This window comes from Winogradskyella vidalii (genome assembly GCF_013403955.1).
GTDB lineage: Bacteria > Bacteroidota > Bacteroidia > Flavobacteriales > Flavobacteriaceae > Winogradskyella > Winogradskyella vidalii.
In genome coordinates this window covers 261,736-280,716 of the sequence record NZ_JABFDG010000001.1, presented here as the reverse complement: position 1 = coordinate 280,716, position 18,981 = coordinate 261,736, and the positions used below count along the sequence as shown (strand labels likewise).

Sequence of the window (18,981 nt, the reverse complement as noted above, 5' to 3'; positions counted from 1 at the left end):
GTGAAAAATACAGTTACCAACTTTTGTTTGTGTTTCCTATTTTTTTTTCAAATGGGCTATGCCCAAGAAAGTACTAATACGTTAAAAAATAGCAGGCCCAATATCATCTTTGTAATGACGGATGACCAAGGCATGGGCGATTTGTCGTGCATGGGAAATGAGGTTGTAAAGACGCCAAATATTGATGCTTTCTATGAAAAATCAACACGATTTACAGAATACCATGTAAGTCCTACTTGCGCTCCAACACGCGCTGCTATACTAAGTGGGCGTCATGAATTTAGAGTTGGGGTTACCCATACCATTCTAGAGCGCGAACGCATGGCTTTGAATGTGTACACGCTGCCTCAAGCCTTGCAATCTGCAGGCTACAAAACCGGACTTTTTGGGAAATGGCATTTAGGAGATGCTGATGATTATTTACCACAGAATAGAGGGTTTAACGAAGTTTTAATGCATGGAGGTGGTGGTATTGGCCAAGTAAGTTTAGGAGATTTCCCACCGAATAAAGACAATGTTTATTTTAATAATGTTTTACTTCACAATGAAACTATTGTAAAAACCAAAGGCTTTTGTACGGATGTGTTTTTCGATGCTGCTTTAGCCTGGACGAAAGAACAGATTACAACGGAAACACCATACTTCACTTACCTATCTCTTAACGCACCTCATGCACCATTAGTTGCACCTGAAGCCTACAAAAAACGTTTTTTGGAATTAGGCTATGATGACGGGACAGCGAGTAGATATGGCATGATTGAAAACATCGATGACAACTTTGGAAGATTGATGCGCAAACTTAAAGAATGGGATGCCTTAGACAATACGCTAGTCATTTTTACCACAGATAATGGCGCCACACATTTAAGAGGCACTTTAAATGGGGAAAACGTAAGGCATTTTAATGCCGGTTTAAAAGGTGGAAAAAATTCACCTTACGAAGGTGGAGATCACGTCCCACTTTTCTTGTATTGGAAAGGTGTTTTAACCGAAGGCAAAGACATAAACCAGCTTACAGCACACTTAGATTTATACCCGACCTTTGCGGAATTAACTGGAGCTAAGCTACCAGAAACAATGCAGCCTTTAGAAGGCTTGTCATTAATCCCTTTATTAGAAAATACAGCAACAACTTGGGAAGACCGTTTACTATTTACACACTGTGGGCGCTGGAAAACTGGAATGGTCAACGAAGCCAAATACACTAAAATGGCAGTTAGAAGTCAGCGATGGCGGTTCATCAATAACGAAGAATTATACGATATTAGTAAGGATCCTGGAGAGCGCGAAAATGTGGCTTCAGAACATCCTGATGTGATGGCCAAATTTCAACAACCTTATAACAACTGGTGGTCTACCTCTATGCCACTTATGATAAACGAAAATAGAAAGCGCGTAAAACAACAACCGCTTCACACCAAATATTATGAGCAATTAGAAGCACAAGGAATTTTAGAATGGAATCCTAAAATAGATTAAAAATTACCTCAAATGAATATAATAATCCCTTCGTATTGTAATAAATTTAGAATCTATACTCTTGTCTGCATGCTATTTTTAATTAGCGTATCCTGTAAACAAAAGGTAGAGACGACCATGTCAACTAAACAACCATTCAACCTAACTAATAATTGGATTGTTCTAAATAAAACAAATGCAACTAAAGAAGGACATACATTTTCTTGGAGTTTTGAAGTAAAAAACCCTTCCGAATATGTGCTACAAGTAGTGACTAAAGATACTTCCTTTACAGATAATAAAACCGCAACAGTAAAACTAGAAGGACAAGAATTTGAAGCATCCTTATCAAAAAACTATGTTATAAATGGAAATGAAATTGTTTCAGAATTCAAAAACATAATCCCATTAAAAAAAACAGAAAAACAGACACTTTCTATAACGACTGATGCCGATTTTAAAAGCCTTAGATTCATTCCGCATTTTAAAAAACCTATTGGTTCTGGTAAGTATCATCAAGAATGGTTAGCCATGCACCAATCCAAGGAAAAACAAGAAGCATTAAAACGGTTTAAAGAAGCCAAACTCGGCATGTTTATTCATTGGGGATTATACTCACAAGCTGGAGGCATTTGGAAAGGCACTAAAATTAACAACGCACCGCATCCAGGACCAAAAGTTGCGGAGTGGTTGATGTATGCGTTTCAAATTCCTAGAGAAGACTATAGAGCATTAGCAAAAACCTTTAACCCAGATAAATCCTTTGCTCAAAATGTAGTAAAATTAGCTAAGGATGTTGGTATGAAATACATCGTCATTACTTCAAAACATCATGATGGCTTTGCCTTATTTAATTCTAAACATTCTGAATTTGATATAGTTGACGCTACGCCTTACAAAGCAGACATCGTAAAAGAACTTTACAATGCCTGTTTAGAAGAAGGTATAGATTTCGGAGTCTACTATTCTCATGGTAATGATTGGATGGATGGCGCCGATGGGAATTACAAGAACATTAAAAAAATAAACGATTCTTTAGGGATTTATACACACCCAAATGGTAAAAATTTATGGGATCCAAGTGAAAACACACATGAATCATATCTGGAAAACAAAGCCTATCCACAAATAAAAGAATTACTAACCATGTTACCTGAACTGCGTTTAATTTGGTTTGATGGCACAGGTTTTACTACAGAAGCACAAGCCTTTGAGTTTTATAAACTCGTTTATGATAACAATCCAAACGTTTTAGTTAACCGAAGAGTGGGGTATGCATTTGGTGATTATTTAGATGCAGGAGATAATAAGATTCCTTCGGCTTCAGAAACCCTAGAAAAGTATTGGGAAACTTGTGGTACTACGAATAATTCTTGGGGTTATAAATCCTATGATGAAGACTGGAAAAGTCCAAAAGAACTACTCTACTACTTTGTCGATATTCTATCTAAAGGTGGAAACTATTTATTGAATATTGGTCCTGACGGAAAAGGATACGTGCCAGAAACTAGTGCAGAAAACCTACGTGAGATGGGAAAATGGATTCATCAAAATGCAGATGCTGTCTATGGAACAACCCGTTGGAAAATACCAAACGAAGGACAAGAAGAAACATTATTAGAGGGTACAGGTCATAGAGCTGCCAAAGGTTTCAAAAGAGATTTTACATCTAAAGATTTTTGGTTTACTGCTAAAGAACATAAAGTTTATGCTATTTCACTCACCCAAACAGAAGGAGATATCTTAATAAAATCACTAAAAAAAGGTGAAGGAGATATTGAACAGGTAAAACTATTAGGAAGCGATAAGATCCTTAGTTGGAATCAGAATAAAAACGGATTACAAACCACAATAACAGGAGTACCTAAAGACGCACTTGGTTACGTTATAGAAGTAACTTTAAAAAATAATTAAATAAAATTATGAAAACTAAAATAACTGAAATACTTATAATTAGTAGCTTATTATTGGCATCACTTTTTATGCTTACCAGTTTTGATAATAATGAAACTACAGAAGAACCAAAACCCCAAAAGCCAAATATCATATACATTTTGGCCGATGATTTGGGCATTGGTGATTTAAGTATTTATAACGAAAACAGTAAAATTCAAACCCCTCATTTAGATCAAATGGGTAAAGAAGGCATGCAGTTTACAGATGCACATACCTCTTCTTCGGTATGTACACCAACACGATACGGCATCTTAACTGGAAGATACAATTGGCGTACGCCTTTAAAAGAATTTGTGACTTGGGGAAATTCACCTAGTTTAATTCAGAAAAACAGATTAACAGTGGCACAGATGCTAAAAAATAAAGGCTATAAAACAGCAAGTATTGGAAAATGGCATTTGGGTTTAAACTGGACGATGAAAAACAACAGCAAAGAGTTTGATCATTTTTCAGACACATCAGATCGTTTAAATTTTAAGGCTATTGATTATAGTCAACCTTTAAAGTTTGGACCTAATGATATGGGCTTCGATTATTCATATATGATTTCAGCATCTTTAAATATGCCGCCTTTTGTTTATATCGAAAATAATAAGGCCACCATGGTACCAACAGGAATAACAGAGCGAAGTAGAAAGGAATATCCTTTTAGTAGTTGGATAAAAGGCGCTATTGCTGATGATTTTAAACATGAAGACGTACTACCAAATGTTGTAGATAAGTCTATTGCTTTCATTAAGGAAAATGCCAATAAAGACCAACCTTTTTTTATGTACATTCCTTTGCCTTCTCCACATAATCCCGTGTTACCAATTGCACCATGGAAAGGTCAAAGCGACATTAAAAGTCCTTATGCCGATTTTGTAATCATGATAGATGATTTAATGGGTCGTATTTTTGAAACACTAAAAGCACAAGGCATTGACGAAAACACATTAGTCATCTTTACAAGTGATAACGGTTATGCTACTACTAACGATTTAAAAACTTTAAAAAAGGAAAAACACAGTCCAAGTTATATTTATAGTGGTTATAAAGGAAGTTATTTAGAAGGCGGTCACAGAGTCCCATTTTTAGTGAAATGGCCAGGAAAAATAAAACCAAATTCGGTTTCAGAAGCCACCATATGTACTACAGATTTTATGGCAACATGTGCAGACATTATCGATTATGATTTTAAGGATAATGAGGCAGAAGATAGTTTTAGCATGATGCCTTTATTAACCAATGAAGGCGATTATTTAAGAGATGCCACTATTCATCATGACAAGTATGGTGTTTTTGCGATTAGAAAAGGAGATTGGAAATTAATTGTATCTCCAAACTCAGGTATTATGGCCTCTGGAGAAACAAAAACACATAAAGAAGTTACTGCGGAAGAAATTCTATACAATTTAAAAAAGGACGTTAAAGAGAGAAATAACGTTGCCGATCAATTCCCTGAAAAGGTTAAGGAATTAAAAGCAATTCTAATCCAACACATACAAAATGGCAGAAGTACACCTGGAAAAGTTCAAAAAAACGATGCTATTTCAGGAGAATGGCCTCAAGCAAAGTTTGCTTTAAAAAAATAATTTAAGCCACAATAATTATATTAAAAGAACGAATGAACATATTACGATTCCTTTTCATCTTAGCTTTTATAACCTCTTGTAAGGCCCAAACCACTATTGAAAAACAAGATGTTACGACTAAAAATACGACTCCAAATATTGTATATATTTTGGCCGATGATATGGGATATGGCGACTTGTCGTCATTAAATCCAGAATCCGGAATTCAAACGCCACACATGGATAAAATGCTATCAGAAGGCGTTCATTTTACAGATGCACACACAAATTCTTCTGTCTGTACTCCTACGCGATATGGTATCATTACAGGACGTTATGCCTGGAGAAGCACATTAAAAAAAGGGGTTTTAAACGGTTACAAACCTGCTTTAATAGAAGAAAGCAGGCCAACAGTAGCTTCTTATCTTAAAAATAATGGCTATACAACAGCATGTATTGGAAAATGGCACATAGGCTTAGATATGCAACCAAAAGAAGGAGATAAGACTATAAAAGCAAAAGACGGAGTTAGTAATGTCGATTTTAGTAAACCCATAAAAGACCCTAGTTATTTAGGCTTTGACTATTCATATATCATTCCTGCATCATTAGACATCCCTCCTTACTTATATATCGAAAATGGAAAAGCTGTTGAATTACCTACAGCATATACAAACGTAAAAAGAAAGGGTCGCGGTCTTAGTTGGAGGCCAGGGGAAAAAGCACCAAATTTTGTTTTTGATCAAGTCTTAGACAATTTTACAAAAAAATCGGTTTCTTTTATTGATGATCAAAAAAATACAGACCAACCTTTCTTCCTTTATTTTGCGTTAACAGCACCTCATACACCTTGGTTACCAATAGGTGATGCTGTAGGTAAATCTGAAGCAGGCGATTATGGTGATTTTGTAACCATGGTAGATGATGCTGTAGGTGCAGTGGTTACTGCCTTAGAAAAATCTGGACAACTAGATAACACCTTAATTATTGTGACTTCTGATAACGGCTCTAATTGGACCGAAAGAGATAAAGAAAAATTTGCGCATCGTGCCAATTATATATACCAAGGTCAAAAAGCCGATATTTACGAAGGAGGTCATCGCGTGCCATACATTGCACAGTGGCCAGGTGTCATTCCTGCAGGATTGGAATCGAATCAACTCATGTGTACAACAGATTTGTTTGCGACCTTATCTGGTATATTAAATCAACCTAACGTAGAAAAAGGAGCTGAAGACAGTTACAATCTTTGGCCTGCTTATACATCTAAAATAGAGACACCAATTAGAGTAGCCGTTGTGCATCATTCAATGTTTGGTGTGTTCTCCATTAGAAAAGGCAAATGGAAATACACTCCCGAATTAGGTTCCGGTGGTTTTACAAAGCCAAGGTCTATAGAACCAAAACCTAACGAAGCTCCTGGGACTTTATATGATATGATTAATGATCCTGAAGAAAAGAATAATCTCTATAACGAACATCCTGAAGTTGTAGCAGAATTAGAACAACTTTTAGAGACCTATAAAAGTCAAGGGTATAGTAATAAATAGGAATACATCAGAGTTATGACAAGATTTAGAAAATTTAATTTTAATGTTTCATTAGTAATTCTAGGTATCACATTTCCTTTTTTACATGGATTTGCGCAATCAGAGGATCAATCCAACGGAGCGTATCGCGATGTTTACATTAACAAAACTTGGGAAAGATTAGATGAAAACAAAGACGGGGAATTTACAGAGGATGACAACAAACGTCTATGGAAAAATTTAAATAAATTATTGGATAGTAACGGAGATGCCCTCATTAGCTATGAAGAATTTTCGGCTAAAAAGCAAGTTCCGTACTTGAAAACAGAAGGAAAAAGAAAGTTAAATGTGCTTTATAAAGTTACCGAAGAAGAGGATTTATACTTAGATATTTATTATCCTAAATCGTCAAAGGAAGGAGAGAAATTACCCGTAGTGATATACACACATGGAGGTGGCTGGGCAGCAGGTAGCCGACACGGCGCAGCAAATGCGTCTTTTAAAACTGTGCATACAGCACTTTTAGAAAAAGGATTTTGTGTGGTATCCGTGAGTTACAGACTTTGGAAAAAAGACGGAACTACGACCATGCGAGATTGCGTAATAGACAGTAAAGATGCTATGCGTTATTTGTCTAAACACAGTGAAACATTAGGCATTGATGCCAATCGGTTTTTCTCCTTTGGAGATTCTGCTGGTGGTCATATTTCCCAAATGCTATTATTAAGTGCTCCAGAAACTCTTAAAGGCGATCCTGATTTGGCTCCTTACAGGTATAACATGGTCGCTGGAGTCTCGTGGTATGGTCCTTGCGATTTTGAAGATATCAGTTTATTCAATCATGATGATAGCCCAAATTTTAAAGATCGATTTGGTGCTAGAATAACAAAACCAGATACCAAACCTAAAGATAAATTAGCCCTGTATAAGGAAATGAGTCCGATTAATTATTTAGATAAAAACAGCGCTCCGTTATTAATGATCCAAGGCAACCAAGACACTACCATCCCAGTAAAGCATGCTTATTATATGGCAGAAAAAGCGAATAAAATTGGCGCACCTGTAACCACATTAATTGTAAAAAATGCAGGTCATAATTGGCGAAAAGTTGGAGCTGACATTAATCCAACAAGAGAATCGATAATCAAAACAACAATAGACTATTTTAATTCATATTTAAAATAAACGGAATACAATACTATAAAAATTCCTTTAAAAAATTTTATTTCACAACAATACTAAATTAATATAACCATGAAAAAACAAAAACTTAATAGCCTTAGATTAATTGTTTTACTATTAAGCATCTTTACTTGGTCTTCTAATGCCCAAAAAAATGCAAAGAAACCTAATATTGTCCTGATAGTCTGTGATGATTTAGGCTATGGTGATGTACAAAGTTTAGCACCAGAAACTAGTAAAATTAAAACCCCTCAAATAGATCAATTAAACCAAGAAGGGATGACATTTACGGATGCACATTCTGGAGCATCTGTTTGTACACCTACGCGATATGGTATTATGACCGGACGCTATAGTTGGAGAACAACATTACAACGTGGCGTTGTATCTGGTTTTAAACCCAATTTAATTAAAGAAGACCGACCTACAATAGGAAACTTTCTTAAAGACCAAGGGTATCATACAGCTATCATTGGAAAATGGCATTTAAATTTTCAATATATTGATTCTATTACTCAAACAACTATTCGCAAAAAAGGGAGAAACTTACCACCTGTAGGTGCAACGATACCAGATGGACCAATTCATAGAGGATTTGATTATTATCATGGTTTTCACCACGCGGGGAGTATGAAAGCAGTTATAGAAAATGACAAAGTAATTAGTCATGACGATGTAATTAATATGTTACCTCGTTTAACAACTAAATCGGTAGAGTATATTAACAATCAAGCAAAAAATAAAGACGAAAAACCTTTTTTCTTATATGTGCCTTTAGGATCCCCGCATACACCAATTGTACCTTCAAAAGAATGGCAAGGAAAAAGTGGACTTGGTAATTATGCCGATTTTGTAATGCAAACTGATGCCACCGTAGGCGCTATAACTGATGCTCTTGAAGCTAATGGATTTACCGAAAATACATTGGTGATATTTACTAGTGACAACGGTGCTTCTAAAGCTGCAAATATCAAAGGACTTGCAAAAAAAGGACATCTCGTAAGTGCAGGCTACCGTGGTTCAAAATCCGATTTATGGGATGGTGGCCATCGCATACCATTTATTGTAAAATGGCCCAATAACATAGAACCTAACACCACAAACAATGATTTAATTTGCTTAACCGATATTTTCGCTACGTTCTCCGAAATAACAGATGTTGCTATGCCAAGCAAAAGTGGTGAAGATAGTGTGAGTTTTTTACCGGCATTATACGGGGAAGCTATCAATAGTACTAGAGCTGGTGTTATTCATCATTCTATTAGTGGTCATTTTGGGTATAGATTAGGAAAATGGAAGCTGTTATTAGCTAGAGGATCAGGAGGCTGGAGTACTCCTAAAGAAGATGATTCTACATTAGATACTATGCCTGTTGCGCAATTATATGATATGGAAAATGATCCTGCCGAGACTACAAACTTATATACAACACGTCCTGAAATTGCGGAACAACTTTTAAAGCAATTGGAATTAGATATAAAAACAGGAAGAAGTACCAAAGGGGAGTTTTCTAAAAATGATATAGATGATATTATTTTATGGAAAAAAAAAGCTGTTAATGGTAGTAAGAAAGCAAAAAATAAAAAGAAAGCAAAAAATTAATAATCTTAATTATTACATAAACAACAAAATATTTTTTTAATGAAAAGCAGTTTTGTTATCAACAGCGTATTGTCCTTCTTTTTATTGTTTTGTTCATGTGCAACAGTTCAAACTCCTTATAAAATAAGTGATGGTAGTACTTTTGAAACAAAACCATTTTATCCCAAATTTAATTGGAAAACGACCCCAATGTATTATATGTTTGGTGACCCAATAAGAGTGTTACACCCAGAAGAGGTCAACCATATTGCAGAACGCACAGATTTTATTTGTATTGAAAAATCTCATGGACAAGGACAATTAGGTGCTGCAGAATTAGGAGCAAAGCATGAGGTAGCAGCTTTTAAAAAGTTAAAGCCAGATATGAAAGTGCTTTTCTATTTTAATTCGGCTTATGCATGGCCATTTACATCATATAATGAGAATTTTACGCATGAAAATATTAATAATTATCCAAAGCTTAAGGCGTTTTTAATAGAAAAACCTGAAACCAAAGCATTAGAGGAGCGAGAAAACGTTTTTTATTTTGATGTTTTAAATTCTGATTTTCAAGAATGGTGGGTAAATACGGTAGCAGAAGGCGTTGCGTTTTCTGGTGCCGATGGTGCTTTTATAGACCAAATGCATGGTTTTTCATGGTTACGCCAAGATAAAGCCCAAGACGTTCAAATAGCCATGGGAACTATGATGAAAGCTTTAAAGGAAAGATTAGGTCCTGATAAAATATTATTAGGTAATAATGCAAATGCTAAATTGGCACGACATGTTTTACCTTCTATAGATGCCAATATGTTTGAACATTATGGAAATGACTTATTAACTAAAGAAAAACTATTGAAGGATTGGGAAGATATGCTTAGAATTTCTAAAGCCGGAAAAATGTCCATATTTAGAATTGGTGTAGAGTATGACAGCGTAGCTGTTTCAGACCCTTCATTTTACAAAGGAAAATTTAGAAATGAACGTTTTTCAAAACTTTCTAAAGAGAAATTAGAGTTTTATCACGCTTGCTACTTAATTGGTGCACAGCCATATTCATATTTTCAATATGGTTGGGGGTGGCAATTGGCTCATGGTTCTTTAATGGATTATCCAGAATTGCAAAAACCATTAGGCGCACCTAAAGGTGCATACCATAGAACCTCAACGACAGGTTGGGAGTTTACCCGCGAGTTTGAACATGCTTCCGTTTGGGTTAATACTGAAACTAGACAAGCTAAGATAACTTGGCATTAAAAAAATTATAGTAATAGAATTTCAATTTTAGAAGTAAGTATCTATTTTTATAAAAAAGTAATGTGGTCAAAATTATTTACAAAACTTCTTTTCTACGAATATTAACGCGCATAGTACCTTCTATTGGTTTTTCAGAGACCAATATTAAATAGCCACCTCCGCCAGCACCAGCTAATTTCCATCCCATTGCTTTGTCTTTATATTTATCAATCTCTGCCTTTATTTTCGGATCCACCATTGCAGGAAACATTTTAGTTTGTGCTTCAAATGATTCTAAAAATCCTTCAGCAAATTTTTCCAAATCTTCACTTTTAATGGCGTCCCATACCTTATCTGCAGAATCAGAAAGCGATTTTACATTGGTTTCATTTATATCGGTTTCTTTTAACAGGTCTAGCTCTTGTGCTCTTGGCCAAAGCAGCACCATACAAAGATGATCTTCTAACCATGAAAGCGTAGATTCAGAATGAATGGATTCGAATTTTGTTGGCCAATACCCATTATCGTAATGATGTCTAACTACGCCAGGCATACATATGCCTATAGCATCTTGCGCGCCTGAAATTAATGCTGAACCAGGAGTATTTTCAAATTTAAAAAGTATTTCAGCTAATTTTTCTGGTTTATCAAAAGGCAAGTAATGTGGCCATATTTTTTTTGCCGCATTTCTTGTTGATGTAGACATACCACAGCGTTCATTATATTCGATGATTGGCTCTAAAGATAAGGTTATAGCCCATCCAGGGTGATACTTAGAAACGTATGGCTGATCTATCCATGTACCTGCTAAATCTATTCTATATGGTAATGAACAATTCCCTGTCGTTCTAATGGCAGTGGTTGAGCGGGGAGGTAGATCTGCGTCAGGAACCCGTTTTAAAATTTTTAATTCAATCCCTAAAGTATTACAAAGCTCTTCTTTCATAGATGAAAAACCATCTTCATTCACCACAAAGAGATCTGGTTTTAATTGTTCCAATTCCTCTTTAAAATCTAAAATTCCAGAGCTACTATTAACGAAAACCTCTTTTACATACTTTATAGAATCAATCATGTAAAGTCGTTCTTGTTCTGACGTAATGGTTTTACGCCCTTTCAATTTTTCTATTGTCGCGTCTGAACCTATCCCTACATATAAATCGCCATACGTTGCCGCTTCTTTAAAAAAGGCAACATGTCCACTATGCAACATATCAAAACATCCTGAAACAAATACTTTTTTAGTCATTCTTTAATCTATATTATGAGATGTGAATCTAGAAAATAATAGGTTTTAAAGCACCTAACTATACTAGTCTCCAAATTTCATACATTTTTTGATAAATAAAGATTAATCCTTAAAAAATCTGATTATTGAATTCTGATACACCTTTTAGCAGTCTTTTTATTACATATTATTTGTAATAATACATATACACTTAAGGAATGCTTACCTCAAATACCTTAGTACCATAATCTCTCACCGCAGTAATCGTTACGGTTTGGCCCGAATATGTTTTAAGGAACTTTTGTAAATGTGCAATATTTGAAACCTTATGCTTGTTTAATTTTTGAATCACCCAATCTTTATCGAGTCCACCATCTAACCACATTTGTCCTTTTTTAGGATCCAAAGACTTAATATAACAGCCAAAATTATAGCCACCTGTGGCATCTATTAAATCTGGATCGTCTGCAATATTAATCAACAAAGCGCCATGTATTTCTTTTTCAAGTGCTTTTCTAGATTTTGTAATTTTATCCTGATTGCTACTATCTGCCTTAAATTCACCAGCAATTAAGGTGCTTAACCAACTTGGATATGTAACTGTTTTTACGTTATTAAAGACGGCTTCTGCAGTAAATCCTATTGCAATGCCGTTTGCATTAAAAGTTCTTGCCTTAATTACCGTAGTGTTCTTTATTTTAAATGGTGATGAATATATTGCTGAATTCAAATTTGGTTCTGAACCATCTGTGGTAAAATAAACCTTAGAACCTTTTGGGGCTCTAATATCTGCTTCTAAACTAACTTCAAGCTCATTTTCAAAATCTCCTCCAAAAGGCAAAATACGTGTCATCTGATGACCAAATTCATCCATTGGAAAATTCTTAAAACCTAATTTTAACGCTGGTGAGTTCTCTTGCACTTGATAATTGCCGTTTATTGGATCCACAAAATTAGGATTGGCCACAATAGAACTTAGGTCATACCCTCTCCTATTCCATTCCTCCATATTCATATCTTGTGTCATATTAAAATCTTCAGGATTATTAACATTCCAATACAGGTTTTTATCGTAATTGGTACTCCATTTAACATCGGTTGGTAAAGCAACTTCACGTATAAAGTTATTTGTAGGCGTCGTTTTTCCAGGTAAAGTTCCAGCAATCACAAAAATATTGTTAAAAATTTCATCTTCGGAATTTTTTGGCCATACATGCCAACCTAAAGGAACCGCACTTACGGTTATGTTGTTAAAAACCTTTCGTCCCATGCCATCTCTTAGTTTAATGGTAGAACCTAAATTTAAATTGTTATAGATCTCATAGTAACTAGAACCATCATCTAAATCAATCGTCCAATTTCCTGCACTAATAGATTTTCTATAATTGGCTATTTTGTTATTTCGTAAAATTGTGTTGTCAATAGCATCCAATCTTGTTAATTCCTTTATAAAGTGCTCATTGGTTCCTCTACCACCTTTCCATTGTCTTTCTCGTCCCCAAGAATTAAAAGGGCCATGCTCTCCTGTTTCTCTTACCGTTTCCCATATATCATTAAATTCGATAAGGTGTCCTCCCCAAGTACCATCATTAATACATATGCCTGCACGTGGACAATTGTAAATGGTATTGTGAGACGCTGTTATTTTATGACTCATAGAAATGTAAACGCCTGCCACTTGTTTACCAACGTCACCAAAGTCGTGCATGATACTATTTTCTACAACGCAATTCTTTGGATAATCTGGGGTTTTAGGACCAGCTTCTAAGTCCATATTTTCACGCATTTCATTCCAATTCTTGCCATCCATTAATCTGTCATCCCAAGTTTGATAAAACCGAACAGCTTCCGGCGAACCAACAAAGCAAACCGCACTTTCTCCGGTGTGTACAAATCTACAACCGCTTACTTTATTATTACGATTGTAAGCACTCATAAATACACCATTACCACCTACATATTCAAAATTACAATCTGCAATTAACAGGTTTTCTGTACCTTCCATAAAAATAGCACCACCTCTATGAATAGCCCAATCTCCGCGAGCTACAGGCTCATAAGACTCCATAAACGTGTAGTTGGTTTGTGTAAAATTGAATCCTTTAAACTGAATATGTTTTACAGGAGCTTCTTTAGTGCCCTTCAACTGAATCATATCTTTTATAACTGGAACTTCAATTTTAACGTCACTTAATTTTACGCCTTGCATCGGATAATAGTAAAGCGTATTAGTTTCTGTATTTAAAAACCATTCCCCAGGAACATCTAGTTCTTCAAAAATATTTTCAACAAAATAGTAAGACGCATGACTTTTTTTCCCTCCAATACCATGTGTTCTTTGAAGTTGCCAACCACCTTCGTTAAGAAAAATTTTATTTTGTTCTTTATTAATTGATTTAAGTCTGTACTGCATATTTCCCCAATTATGACTTTGGAAACCATGCACAATTCCTGTTTCTGGATGCTCCCATGTTTTATATGAAAAAGTTTCAGGGTCATAGGAAAACCATTTATCATAACGCTTATCTGTACCACCTGTGACTTGAAGGTATCCTTTCCCGTCACGAAGTGGATTCTCATAATCATAATTAGGGAATCGTGCTCTCACTTGGCGTTCTTCATTAACAAATAATTGATCCATAGACATGCCTTCAGGAACTTGCGCTTGATAAATACCATTTTTATAGGTTTTCCATTCTAGATGCTCTAATCGCTGAGAGCCTTTGATAATTACTTTTGCTCCAGGTATAGCTGAAAATACAACGGGATATTTTTCCGTTCCAGAATAAGCATTACCTATCTCAATGGTTTTATTAAGATAATATTCTCCAGAAGTAAACCAGACCGTAACGGCTTCGTTACCTGCATATTTTTTCACCTCTAGTAAGGCTTTTTCAAAACTTAAAAAAGGACTGTTTTTTGTTCCGGAATTAGTGTCTTTTCCTGTAGGAGACACATAAATATCTTTCGCAAAAGTGTTTCCTGTTATTAACAATACGGCAAGAACTATTAATATATTTTTTATCATCTTATGAAACTTAAATTCGGTTTTAATTTTTTATTTCTTAAACGACACAACTACCTTATCTAAAATTGGTTTTGATTCATTTTCTGTAGTATCCGTCATTTTAACCTCAAATTGAAAACCATATCCTTTAGGTAAGTCAGAAAAATTCAACTGTGCTGGTGTTTTTTCAACCTGCTTAGAAAAACCTTTTATATAATCATACTGTTCTTTTACAACCTGCCAGTCACTCCACTCATTAATTTGTCCGTCATTGGTAGTGTCCACTCCCATGCGCACTTCTACGGTTTCTACCCAAGGACCAGTACTTACATAATCGTTTCTAGTTTGCGTAAGCAAGTAATATTTACCTTCTGCAAACATGATATCTGGATCTGGATGGCCTTGACCTATATTTCCACAAAATTCAAATTGTTTATTAATATCATCAGACGTAAACCAAGCAACACTCATGTGTTTACCACCTGTCTTACCTGCTGGATCATAATCTGCAAATAAATAATATTGACCACCAATAGCAATAGAAGCCCAATCTCCAAAAGAATTTTGTTCTGGCTCATGGATTTCGTATTTACCAAAAGCAACGACGTCTCCTTTTTTGATTCTTTGTCTCGGAATATCAACAGGTGACGCTTTTCCAGGATAGTTATCAGGATCTTCCTTAAACCAATGTGGATGTGCATATTCCGCAAATTTACCAGTTGGTTTGGTGCGTTCATCTACAGGAGGATTTAAAATTTTAAAATCATTAAAACCATCTTTACTTACAGCATGCGTTGCTAAGGGCGAATCCCAAGCATGCGTAGAAGCATCAATAGGCGACCAATCTTCAGCTATAATATGAAAATTACCATCTAAATCTCTAATGACTGCACAATCAGAACCATCTGAAGGATCCTTAAAAGCCATGCCCATCTTTTTCCCAACAAGACCATCAGTTAAGTTTTCATCAATAAGTAAATGCGGATCTTGATCGTTTGGAAAATCGTAATAAAAATAAAATTTTCCATCAATATATTCTGCAGAAGTTACCCAACGTGAAGACATGTCTGATATAGGTCCATAATGCACCCAGTTTTTCATATCGATACTATGCCAAGCATGATAGCCCTTTAGCGATTTTTTTAATCCTGATGGAGCATCAAATTGATTTTTAAGATGTGTGGTTTTTAGTACCACATCATAACCTTTTAAGATGGTATCCTTACTTTTAAAATCATTCGGTCGTTTATTATTCTTTCGAGTATCATATTTACCAAACATCCAGTAATTTCCATCTCCTAACTGTAATGCGACAGGAGCATCACCTAAGTTTGCTGGTGCTGCAGTAGGGATTTGTTCCCAATTTAACCATTCTGTTGATTGAGAAAACGTAATGGATTTTGCAGCTCTTTTTTTTGTAAACTTTTTCATGGCGCTTTGGAATACGGCTTCCTTTTCAGTAGGAATTACTTTTCCATTGGTGATTTCCAAATTTGATTTTGTAGCTATATTCGCTTGCCAGTCTTCTTGAGACTCAAGGGTCCAAGTATCTTGTGCGTGTAGCATTCCGCTTGCTGTAAATAATAAAAATGTAAGTGACAGAAATAAGCCTTTATTTACTTGTGTTCTATGGTTTGTTTTCATGATATTTTTAGATGAATTATATGATTTATTTTTCAAAAGAAAATGTTTTTGATTCTTGATGTCTCCATACTTTCACGGTATGTTCATGGTTCGCTAATTGCTTCATGTTTTTAATAAAATCTTGTTCATTTGCTATTTTTTCCGAATTTAATTCAAATACAACATCATCCACTTTAAATCCCATTTTAGCCAATTTACTATCCTTAGGAACAGAAACCAATAAAACACCATAGGTGTCAAACATTCCCGTTGCTGTAAGTTCGGCTTCTGTTTCAAGCGTTTTAAACTTAGCTCCAAATAATCCTTTCATCTTTTTCTCCACATACACATTGGATGCTACCTCTTTTGGTGCATGTATTTGTGGTTTCATCGCTAAACGCTTCAATTTATCTGAAGTAACACCAAAACCCGTCATCGGAAAGTTTTTAAATCCAAGTTGTAATGCTGCTGATTGATTTGAAACTGTAAAATCGCCATGTTGAGGCGCTTCAAAAAGAACATTTCCATAGAGACTTTCTGCATCATCCAATGTTTGCTGCTGTACTCCATAAGCAGGAACGACATCTTTAGCATCTGGATTGTGAATGAAATTTTTATTGCGTATGCCTCCCCAAAGCGTTGGATTACTAGATTTGTATACTGTTCCACCCCATAAAATGTTACTTTCAAAAATATCGTGCGTTGGTTTAGGGTATGGTACATTACAGGTGTATCCTCTACCTAAGATTACATTATTAGTAACATTACGATGATAGCCTTCACGTGTTTTAATACCACCTGAAAGACTGATATTATTATAGATTTCATAATTAGTGGAACCATCATCTAAATCGATATCCCAACCATGATCGCATTGCATTCTGTTATTTCTAATTGTAGTTGTTTGATACGCATCCCATAAAGGCATATTCGGATACTTTTCTATATAATTACTAATCATAGGCTTTCCATTCTCATCCATTAAATCTGGTCCTGATGGGCCAGCTCTAAACCAAAAACGATCTCTTCCCCAGGAATTAAAAGCGCCATGATCATGCGTCTCTAATACGGTTTCAAAACAATCATTCCATTCTATAATATGACCTCCCCAAGTTCCATCACAAATATTAATGGCCGCTCTTGGTGTATGACTAATAGTATTGTGAGCAATTGTAATTCTTGATGACATAGAAATATTAATTCCTGAGGCTTGCTTTTCAAAACGTCCACAACGCATCATTAAATTATTTTCAACTATACAATCTGCTGGATATTCTTCAGATTTTGGACCAATTGTAGTGTCTATTTCATCTATTGGTGGTGGAAGATGTTGAAAACTAAATGAAGGATCACGAACCGCAGCAAAGGAACCAACCAAGTTCACATCCGTAGAACCATTATTCTGAAAAAAGTTGCTTTTAATTTCTATATGACGATTATAACTATCAATAAATACAGCGTTTCCTCCCAATTCTTCGAATGAACAATTTTCAACAATAATATTCTCCGTGCCACGAATATGAATAGCACCTCCACGATATACACACCAATCGCTTCTGAGTAAAGGCTCAATGGTTTCTTTTAAGGTTCTTTTTGTTCCCGTAAAGTGAATACCAGAAATCTGAATATGTTTTACTGGCTTAGTCGTTTCGTAATTTTTAACAACGGTTTCTTTTTGTGCATTACCACTTTTGAGAATAACCATTTCTGCAACAGGTAGTTTATGCTCTCCATAAATCTCAATAAGGTGTTTAATTTGAAGAACGGCTTCAATTTTTGTATTGTTAAGATTTACATGGGCTTCTGGCATATAATATAACCAACCGTCCTTAGTATTATGATACCATTCCCCCGGAACATCTAATTCTTCAAAAACGTTTTCTATCATGCGATACCCTTTGTGAGGCGGAGCAGATCGGTTGTTTTGCCAACCACCTTCGTAAACCAATTCTCCTTTATCGTTTTTACCCGTCACAAAATAATGCTGACTTCCCCAAAGCCCTCTGTGCATTCCATTTAAGATGGCGCCTTCAGGATTTTCCCATTCTGCCGCTTTTTTAGCATCCCAAGCATCTGGCGTCGCTCCTGAAAAAGGAACTGTTCCTGCTTTTTTACCACGTACAGAATCATCACCACCTGTAGGTATAAATCCAGCGTTAAAATTTGGATACCTAGCCATATGTTGTCTGGTATGATCTACAAAAAGTTGATCGATAGCATTTAAATCACCAACGTTAGTTCTATAGATGCCATCCTTAAATAATTCCCATTTAGAGGAAATTAATTGGGCTCCGGTAACAACGACCTCTTCATTTTTAGCTGCAGCATACATGACAGGGAATTGCTCACTACCACTATCTTCTGTCGTAATCCTTAGAGGCGTGTTTAATCTATAAGTGCCTTGATGAATTATGATTTGACAAGGTTCTTTACCTAAACGTCCACTAGCTCTTAATTTTTTCTGAGCAGCTTCAATAGTTAACAAAGGCTTAGATGCCGTTCCTTCATTAGCATCTGAACCATTTGTAGCGACATGGATATCTAGTGCATACATTGGTACAATAGATAAGATTAATAATAAGGTAATTAAGTTTTTCATTCGTTTAGATATTTTTTTATTCCTATTTA

11 protein-coding genes are annotated in these 18,981 nt (G+C 35.4%); 7 read left to right on the top strand and 4 right to left on the bottom strand.

What is annotated here, in order from left to right:
- The 7 genes from HM982_RS01140 (at position 1) to HM982_RS01110 (ending at position 10,516) form a co-directional block, all read left to right on the top strand.
- Complete coding sequence (locus HM982_RS01140; RefSeq protein WP_218849748.1) at positions 1 to 1,479, top strand: arylsulfatase; 1,479 nt, start codon at positions 1 to 3, stop codon at positions 1,477 to 1,479.
- A gap of 117 nt (positions 1,480 to 1,596) precedes the next feature.
- Positions 1,597 to 3,372: an alpha-L-fucosidase gene (locus tag HM982_RS01135; RefSeq protein WP_179351288.1), complete on the top strand. Its 1,776-nt coding sequence runs from the start codon at positions 1,597 to 1,599 to the stop codon at positions 3,370 to 3,372.
- A gap of 8 nt (positions 3,373 to 3,380) precedes the next feature.
- Positions 3,381 to 4,988: a sulfatase family protein gene (locus tag HM982_RS01130; protein WP_218849747.1), complete on the top strand. Its 1,608-nt coding sequence runs from the start codon at positions 3,381 to 3,383 to the stop codon at positions 4,986 to 4,988.
- Between the two features lie 32 nt (positions 4,989 to 5,020).
- Positions 5,021 to 6,517, top strand: a complete 1,497-nt coding sequence (locus HM982_RS01125) for a sulfatase family protein (protein ID WP_179351287.1) — start codon at positions 5,021 to 5,023, stop codon at positions 6,515 to 6,517.
- Between the two features lie 15 nt (positions 6,518 to 6,532).
- Complete coding sequence (locus tag HM982_RS01120; RefSeq protein ID WP_179351286.1) at positions 6,533 to 7,681, top strand: alpha/beta hydrolase; 1,149 nt, start codon at positions 6,533 to 6,535, stop codon at positions 7,679 to 7,681.
- 69 nt (positions 7,682 to 7,750) lie between these two features.
- Positions 7,751 to 9,280, top strand: coding sequence for a sulfatase family protein (locus tag HM982_RS01115; RefSeq protein WP_179351285.1), 1,530 nt, complete (start codon positions 7,751 to 7,753; stop codon positions 9,278 to 9,280).
- 39 nt (positions 9,281 to 9,319) lie between these two features.
- Positions 9,320 to 10,516: a putative glycoside hydrolase gene (locus tag HM982_RS01110; protein WP_179351284.1), complete on the top strand. Its 1,197-nt coding sequence runs from the start codon at positions 9,320 to 9,322 to the stop codon at positions 10,514 to 10,516.
- Positions 10,517 to 10,592: 76 nt separating this feature from the next.
- On the opposite strand, the gene HM982_RS01105 is transcribed toward HM982_RS01110, so the two are convergent.
- From HM982_RS01105 to HM982_RS01090, 4 genes are all read right to left on the bottom strand, one after another.
- Positions 10,593 to 11,744, bottom strand: a complete 1,152-nt coding sequence (locus tag HM982_RS01105; protein WP_179351283.1) for an adenylyltransferase/cytidyltransferase family protein — start codon at positions 11,742 to 11,744, stop codon at positions 10,593 to 10,595.
- A gap of 190 nt (positions 11,745 to 11,934) precedes the next feature.
- On the bottom strand, positions 11,935 to 14,751 hold the full coding sequence (locus HM982_RS01100; protein WP_179351282.1) for a chitobiase/beta-hexosaminidase C-terminal domain-containing protein: 2,817 nt from the start codon (positions 14,749 to 14,751) through the stop codon (positions 11,935 to 11,937).
- 30 nt (positions 14,752 to 14,781) lie between these two features.
- A complete protein-coding gene (locus HM982_RS01095; RefSeq protein ID WP_218849746.1) occupies positions 14,782 to 16,410 on the bottom strand; it encodes a glycoside hydrolase family protein in 1,629 nt (542 codons plus the stop codon).
- Positions 16,400 to 18,952, bottom strand: coding sequence for a right-handed parallel beta-helix repeat-containing protein (locus HM982_RS01090; protein WP_179351281.1), 2,553 nt, complete (start codon positions 18,950 to 18,952; stop codon positions 16,400 to 16,402). Before HM982_RS01090 ends, HM982_RS01095 begins: the two co-directional genes overlap by 11 nt.
- Between the last annotated feature and the right edge of the window lie 29 nt (positions 18,953 to 18,981).

Bases quoted from the DNA above. Each gene is read 5' to 3' on its own strand.
- HM982_RS01135 (WP_179351288.1), top strand. From the start codon at position 1,597: ATGTCAACTAAACAACCATTCAACCTAACTAATAATTGGATTGTTCTA.
- HM982_RS01130 (WP_218849747.1), top strand. From the start codon at position 3,381: ATGAAAACTAAAATAACTGAAATACTTATAATTAGTAGCTTATTATTG.
- HM982_RS01125 (WP_179351287.1), top strand. From the start codon at position 5,021: ATGAACATATTACGATTCCTTTTCATCTTAGCTTTTATAACCTCTTGT.
- HM982_RS01120 (WP_179351286.1), top strand. From the start codon at position 6,533: ATGACAAGATTTAGAAAATTTAATTTTAATGTTTCATTAGTAATTCTA.
- HM982_RS01115 (WP_179351285.1), top strand. From the start codon at position 7,751: ATGAAAAAACAAAAACTTAATAGCCTTAGATTAATTGTTTTACTATTA.
- HM982_RS01110 (WP_179351284.1), top strand. From the start codon at position 9,320: ATGAAAAGCAGTTTTGTTATCAACAGCGTATTGTCCTTCTTTTTATTG.
- HM982_RS01105 (WP_179351283.1), bottom strand. From the start codon at position 11,744: ATGACTAAAAAAGTATTTGTTTCAGGATGTTTTGATATGTTGCATAGT.
- HM982_RS01100 (WP_179351282.1), bottom strand. From the start codon at position 14,751: ATGATAAAAAATATATTAATAGTTCTTGCCGTATTGTTAATAACAGGA.
- HM982_RS01090 (WP_179351281.1), bottom strand. From the start codon at position 18,952: ATGAAAAACTTAATTACCTTATTATTAATCTTATCTATTGTACCAATG.